This window comes from Streptomyces sp. NPDC048352 (assembly GCF_040651895.1).
GTDB lineage: Bacteria > Actinomycetota > Actinomycetes > Streptomycetales > Streptomycetaceae > Streptomyces.
Genome location: NZ_JBEZKZ010000086.1, coordinates 22993 through 29393, shown reverse-complemented (window position 1 = coordinate 29393; position 6401 = coordinate 22993). Strand labels below are relative to the sequence as shown.

Genomic DNA, 6401 nt, shown 5'->3' with positions numbered 1-6401 from the left:
GCCCCCGCGGCGGAACCGCCCCCGCCCGCCCCGGCCGCGGACCCCGCCGCCGGCCGGCCGCCCGGCGCCGGGTCGGGCCGGCGCAGGCGCCCCGTACACACCCCCGTCGGCCAGGGCGCCGCCGCCCGCGACAGCTGGCGGCGCATCATCCCCCAGGCGCTGGTCGTCGCCTTCCTCGCCGGCGGCACCACCGCCTTCGTCGCCGCCGACAAGGCGGTGCGGCTCACCGTCGACGGCGTCCCGCGCACCCTGCACACCTTCGCCGGGAACGTCGACGAACTCCTCGCGGCGGAAGGCCTCGGCGTCGGCCCCCACGACCTCGTCGCCCCCGCCCCCGGCTCCCCCCTCGACGACGGCCAGCAGGTCGTCGTCCGCTACGGCCGCCCCCTGCGGCTCACCCTCGACGGCACCACCCGCCAGGTGTGGACCACCGCCCGCACCGTCGACGGCGCCCTGCGCCAGCTCGGCGTCCGCGTCGAGGGCGCCTACCTCTCCACCCCCCGCACCGCCCCCGTCCCCCGCTCCGGCCTCACCCTCGGCGTGCGCACCGAACGCGGCGTCACCTTCATGGCCGACGGCCGCGAACGCACCATCCGCACCAACGCCGCCACCGTCCAGGAGGCCCTCGACCAGGCCGGCATCACCCTCCACGGCCAGGACACCACCTCCGTCCCCCCGGACTCCTTCCCCCGCGACGGCCAGACCGTCACCGTGCTGCGCATCACCGGCACCCGCGAGGTCCGCGAGGAACGCATCCCGTACGAGACCGAACGCGTCGAGGACGCGGCGCTCTTCGCCGGCACCGAGGTCGTCGAGCGCGTCGGGCGGCCCGGAGCGCGCCGGGTCACGTACGCCCTGCGCACCGTCAACGGTGTCCGCCAGCAGCCCCGCAAGATCGCCGAGGAGGTCGTCCGCGAACCCGTCAGCCAGCGGGTCCTGGTCGGCACGAAGCCGCTGCCCACCTCCGTCTCCGGCGCCGACGGCCTCAACTGGGCCGCGCTCGCCCAGTGCGAGTCCGGCGGCCGCCCCTCCGCCACCGACCCCTCGGGCACCTACGGCGGCCTCTACCAGTTCGACGTCCGCACCTGGCAGGCGCTCGGCGGCAGCGGCCGCCCCCAGGACGCCCCGGCCTCCGAGCAGACGTACCGGGCGAAGAAGCTCTACGTGCAGCGGGGGGCGAGTCCGTGGCCGCACTGCGGCCGTAGGCTTTGACGGTGAGCACCGCAGAGCAGCAGCCCCACCAGACCCCCGAGGTCCCTTCCGACGCCCTCCTCGGGCCGGCCGACATCCGAGAGCTGGCCGCCGTCCTCGGCGTACGCCCGACGAAGCAGAAGGGCCAGAACTTCGTCATCGACGCCAACACGGTGCGCCGGATCGTGCGGACCGCCGGGGTGCGCGCCGACGACGTGGTCGTGGAGGTCGGCCCGGGCCTCGGCTCGCTGACGCTCGCCCTGCTGGAGGCCGCCGACCGGGTGACCGCCGTCGAGATCGACGACATCCTGGCCGCCGCGCTGCCCGCCACCATCGAGGCGCGGATGCCGCACCGGAAGGACCGCTTCGCGCTGGTCCACTCCGACGCGATGCTCGTCACCGAACTCCCCGGTCCGGCGCCGACCGCGCTCGTCGCGAACCTCCCCTACAACGTGGCCGTGCCGGTCCTGCTCACCATGCTCGACCGCTTCCCCAGCATCGAGCGGACCCTCGTGATGGTCCAGTCCGAGGTCGCCGACCGGCTCGCCGCCCGACCGGGCAACAAGGTCTACGGGGTCCCCTCCGTCAAGGCCGCCTGGTACGCGGACGTCAAGCGCGCCGGGGCCATCGGCCGCAACGTCTTCTGGCCCGCGCCGAACGTCGACTCGGGCCTCGTCTCGCTCGTACGGCGCGCGCAGCCGGTCGACACCACCGCCTCCAAGGCCGAGGTCTTCGCCGTCGTCGACGCTGCCTTCGCGCAGCGGCGCAAGGGCCTGCGCGCCGCGCTGGCCGGCTGGGCCGGCTCGGCCGCCGCCGCCGAGCAGGCGCTGACGGCCGCCGGCATCTCCCCGCTGGCGCGCGGGGAGTCCCTGACGGTGGAGCAGTTCGCGGCGATCGCCGAGCACAAGCCGGCCGTCGAGAGGCCCGCGCTGTGAGCGTGACGGTACGCGTCCCCGCGAAGGTCAACGTCCAGCTGGCGGTGGGCGCCGCCCGCCCCGACGGCTTCCACGGCCTGGCCAGCGTCTTCCTGGCCGTCTCCCTCTTCGACGAGGTCACGGCCGCCCCGGCGGCGGAGCTGACGGTGACCTGCGAGGGCCCCGACTGCGACCAGGTGCCGCTGGACCGCGGCAACCTCGCGGCGCGCGCCGCCGAGCTCCTTGCGGCCCGGGCCGGCATCGAGCCCGCCGTCCACCTGCACATCGCCAAGAACATCCCGGTCGCCGGCGGCATGGCCGGCGGCAGCGCGGACGGAGCGGGCGCGCTGCTGGCGTGCGACCTGCTGTGGGGGCTCGGCACCCCGCGGGAGGAGCTGCTGGCCCTGTGTGCGGAGCTGGGCAGTGACGTCCCCTTCAGCTTCGTGGGCGGCGCCGCGCTGGGCACCGGACGCGGGGAGCTGCTCACCCCGGTGGCCGCCGGGCGGTTCCACTGGGTGTTCGCGGTCGCCGAGGGCGGCCTGTCCACCCCGGCGGTGTTCCGGGAGTTCGACCGGCTGACCGCCGGTACGGACGTGCCGGAGCCCGAGGCCTCGCCGGCACTGCTGGCGGCCCTCGCCTCGGGCGACGCCGACGCGCTGGCCGCGCTGCTGCCCGGGGCCAACGGCCTCCAGCCGGCCGCGCTGTCGCTGCGCCCGCAGCTGGCGGCCACCCTCGCGGCGGGCGCCGACGCGGGGGCCCTGGCCGGGCTGGTGTCCGGGTCGGGTCCGACGACGGCCTTCCTGGTCCGGGACGCGGAGTCCGCCGCCAAGGTCGCCGCCGCCCTCGAAGCGTCGGGCACCTGCCGCGCCACCCGGATCACCTCCTCTCCCGCCCCGGGGGCCACGGCCGTCACGTCCTGACGGGCGGGCGGCGGGCGGCGGGCCGCGGGCGCGGGTACCCAGGCGCTGGCTGAGTATCTGCGCCCTGTCGGAGGGCGGGGCGCGGCCGCGACTGTAGGGGGCATGACAGTCAGCGCACGCGGCATGGCCGCCGCCACGCCCGCCTCCCGCGACCGGTACGTGGACCTGCTCCGGGTCGCCTCGCTCGGCACGGTCGTCCTCGGCCACTGGCTGATGGCGGCCGTCAGCACCGACGGCGTGGGCAACCTGCTCGCACTCGTGCCCCCGCTCCAGGTGCTCACCTGGGGGCTCCAGGTCATGCCGGTGTTCTTCTTCGTCGGCGGGTTCTCGCACGCCCTGTCGTACCGCTCGCTGGAGCGCCGCGCCGGCGGCCGGCCCGTGTACGCCGTCTTCCTGCGCGCCCGCCTCCGGCGGCTGCTGCGGCCCACCCTGGTCTTCGTCCTGCTCTGGGCGGCCCTCGCGCTGGCCGTGCAGCTCGCCGGAGCGGGCGGCGGCCGGCTGACGGGGGCCGCGCTGCGGATGGTCACGCAGCCGCTGTGGTTCATCGGGATCTACCTGGCGATGGTGGCCTTCACCCCGCCGCTCCTGAGGCTGCACGCCCGCCGCGGCTGGGCCGCCTTCGCCGCCCTGGCCGGCGCCGCGGCCCTGGTCGACGTCCTGCGCTTCGCGCTCGGAGCCCCGTACGCGCAGTTCCTGAACTTCGCCTTCGTGTGGCTGGCCGTGCACCAGCTCGGCTTCCTGCGCGCCGACGGCCGCATCACCCGGCCCGCCCTCCTGGGGGCCGCCGGGCTCGCCGGGGCGGTGCTGCTGGTGGCCGTCGGGCCGTACCCGCTGTCCATGGTCGGGATGCCCGGGGAGAAGGTGTCCAACATGGCCCCGCCCACCCTCGCCCTGCTCTGCCACGGCATGTGGCTGGTCGGCGCCGTGCAGCTGCTCGCCCGGCCCGCGACGGCCTGGCTCGCCCGCCCGCGCGTCTGGCGCGGGGTCGTCGCCGCCAACGGCATCGCCATGACCGCCTTCCTCTGGCACCTCACCGCCATGCTCGGCGTGTACGCCGCCCAGCTCGCCCTGGGCCTGCCGCTGCCCGAGCCGGCCACCGCCGGCTGGTGGGCGCAGGTGCCGCCGCGGATCCTCCTCGCGGCCGCCCTGACCGCCCTGCTCGTGGCCTGCCTGCGCCGCTTCGAGGCACCGGGCACCGCCGACGCGGCCCCCGGCAGCGGCCCCGCCGCCGCCCTCGGCACCACCCTGTGCCTGCTGGGCGTCCTCGGCCTGTCGACGACCGGCCTCGGCGGCCTGCTGGAGGGCCACAGCGCCACCCTGATCGCCCTTCCGGTGACCGCACCCGCCGCCATCGGCATGGCAGTGGGGGGCGCCTGGCTGGTGGAACGTTCCGCGTCGGCGCGGAGGGTTAGGCTGAGGGGCTGATCCACACCCTTTCCCTGGAGCGCGTCTGATGGCCGTCAATCTGGTCAATGTCGAGGCAGTCAGCAAGGTGTACGGCACCCGTGCCCTGCTCGACGGCATCTCCCTCGGCGTGTCCGAGGGAGACCGGATCGGTGTCGTGGGCCGCAACGGCGACGGCAAGACCACCCTCATCCGGATGCTCGCCAAGCTGGAGGAGCCCGACACCGGGCGGGTCACCCAGAACGGCGGCCTGCGCATGGGCGTGCTCACCCAGCACGACTCCCTCGACCCGGCCGCCACCATCCGGCACGAGATCATCGGCGACATGGCCGACCACGAATGGGCCGGCAACGCCAAGATCCGCGACGTCCTCACCGGCCTCTTCGGCGGCCTCGACCTGCCCGGCTTCGGCCAGGGCCTCGACACCGTCATCGGCCCGCTCTCCGGCGGCGAGCGCCGCCGCATCGCGCTCGCCAAGCTGCTCGTCGAGGACCAGGACCTCCTCGTCCTCGACGAGCCCACCAACCACCTCGACGTCGAGGGCATCTCCTGGCTGGCCGAGCACCTGCAGACCCGCCGCTCCGCCCTCGTGTGCGTCACCCACGACCGCTGGTTCCTCGACCAGGTCTGCACCCGCATGTGGGACGTCCAGCGCGGCTCCGTCTACGAGTACGAGGGCGGCTACAGCGACTACGTCTTCGCCCGCGCCGAACGCGAACGGATCGCCGCCACCGAGGAGACCAAGCGGCAGAACCTCATGCGCAAGGAGCTGGCCTGGCTGCGCCGCGGCGCGCCCGCGCGCACCTCCAAGCCCCGCTACCGCATCGAGGCCGCCAACGAGCTGATCGCCGACGTGCCGCCGCCGCGCGACAAGTCCGAGCTGATGCGCTTCGCCAACGCCCGCCTCGGCAAGACGGTCTTCGACCTGGACGACGTCACCGTCCAGGCCGGGCCCAAGACCCTGCTCAAGCACCTCACCTGGCACCTGGGCCCCGGCGACCGCGTCGGCCTCGTCGGCGTCAACGGCGCCGGCAAGACCTCCCTGCTGCGGGCCCTCGCCGAGGCCGCCCGCACCCAGGGCGAGACCCAGCCCGCCGCCGGCGAGATCACCGTCGGCAAGACCGTACGGCTGGCCTACCTCTCCCAGGAGGTCGGCGAGCTCGACCCGTCGCTGCGCGTCCTGGAGGCCGTCCAGCGCGTCCGCGACCGCGTCGACCTCGGCAAGGGCCGCGAGATGACGGCGGGCCAGCTGTGCGAGCAGTTCGGGTTCACCAAGGAGAAGCAGTGGACGCCGGTCGGCGACCTCTCCGGCGGCGAGCGGCGCCGGCTGCAGATCCTGCGCCTGCTGATGGACGAGCCCAACGTCCTCTTCCTCGACGAGCCCACCAACGACCTCGACATCGAGACCCTCACCCAGCTGGAGGACCTCCTCGACGGCTGGCCCGGCTCGATGATCGTGATCTCCCACGACCGGTTCTTCGTCGAGCGCACCACCGACACGGTGATGGCGCTGCTCGGCGACGCGAGCCTGCGGATGCTGCCGCGCGGCCTGGACGAGTACCTGGAGCGCCGCAGGCGCATGATCGAGGCCGCCGCCCCCGCGCCGGCCCCGGCCGCCGCCGCCAAGACGACGGCGTCCGGCGACTCGCGCGCCGCGAAGAAGGAACTCCAGAAGATCGAGCGCCAGCTCAACAAGATGTCGGACCGCGAGTCGAACCTGCACGCGCAGATCGCCGAGCACTCCACCGACTACGACAAGGTCGCCAAGCTCGACGCGGAGCTGCGGGAACTGATCTCCGAGCGCGACGACTTGGAGATGCGCTGGCTGGAACTGGCCGAAGAGGCCTGAGTCCAGGGGGCCGCCAGGGCCCAGGAAAACGCCGGCCGGACGGATAACGGCCGTGTCACGGGCCGGTCCTCCCTTGGGAACAGGGGTGCGACCGGCCCGCTGCGTGTCGGCCACGGGTGATAG

At 74.8% G+C, this 6401-nt stretch carries 5 protein-coding genes; all 5 read left to right on the top strand.

Annotated elements, in window-relative coordinates; all coding sequences use genetic code 11:
* The coding region (locus AB0D45_RS30130; protein ID WP_362464845.1) for a ubiquitin-like domain-containing protein at positions 1-1212 on the top strand (1212 nt) is incomplete at its 5' end.
* A gap of 2 nt (positions 1213-1214) precedes the next feature.
* Positions 1215-2126 carry a 16S rRNA (adenine(1518)-N(6)/adenine(1519)-N(6))-dimethyltransferase RsmA gene (rsmA, locus tag AB0D45_RS30125; RefSeq protein ID WP_361600659.1) on the top strand — a complete coding sequence of 304 codons (912 nt, stop codon included), beginning with the start codon at positions 1215-1217 and terminating at the stop codon, positions 2124-2126.
* A complete protein-coding gene (locus AB0D45_RS30120; RefSeq protein ID WP_362464842.1) occupies positions 2123-3025 on the top strand; it encodes a 4-(cytidine 5'-diphospho)-2-C-methyl-D-erythritol kinase in 903 nt (300 codons plus the stop codon). The genes rsmA and AB0D45_RS30120 overlap by 4 nt, the downstream gene beginning before the upstream one ends.
* A gap of 102 nt (positions 3026-3127) precedes the next feature.
* Positions 3128-4450 carry an acyltransferase family protein gene (locus AB0D45_RS30115; RefSeq protein ID WP_362464839.1) on the top strand — a complete coding sequence of 441 codons (1323 nt, stop codon included), beginning with the start codon at positions 3128-3130 and terminating at the stop codon, positions 4448-4450.
* Positions 4451-4478: 28 nt separating this feature from the next.
* Positions 4479-6278 carry an ABC-F family ATP-binding cassette domain-containing protein gene (locus tag AB0D45_RS30110; protein WP_361600667.1) on the top strand — a complete coding sequence of 600 codons (1800 nt, stop codon included), beginning with the start codon at positions 4479-4481 and terminating at the stop codon, positions 6276-6278.
* Positions 6279-6401: the final 123 nt, after the last annotated feature.

What these genes read in the sequence shown, in the direction of transcription:
- AB0D45_RS30115 (WP_362464839.1), top strand. Translation starts at nt 3,128, where the DNA reads ATGACAGTCAGCGCACGCGGCATGGCCGCCGCCACGCCCGCCTCCCGC.
- AB0D45_RS30110 (WP_361600667.1), top strand. Translation starts at nt 4,479, where the DNA reads ATGGCCGTCAATCTGGTCAATGTCGAGGCAGTCAGCAAGGTGTACGGC.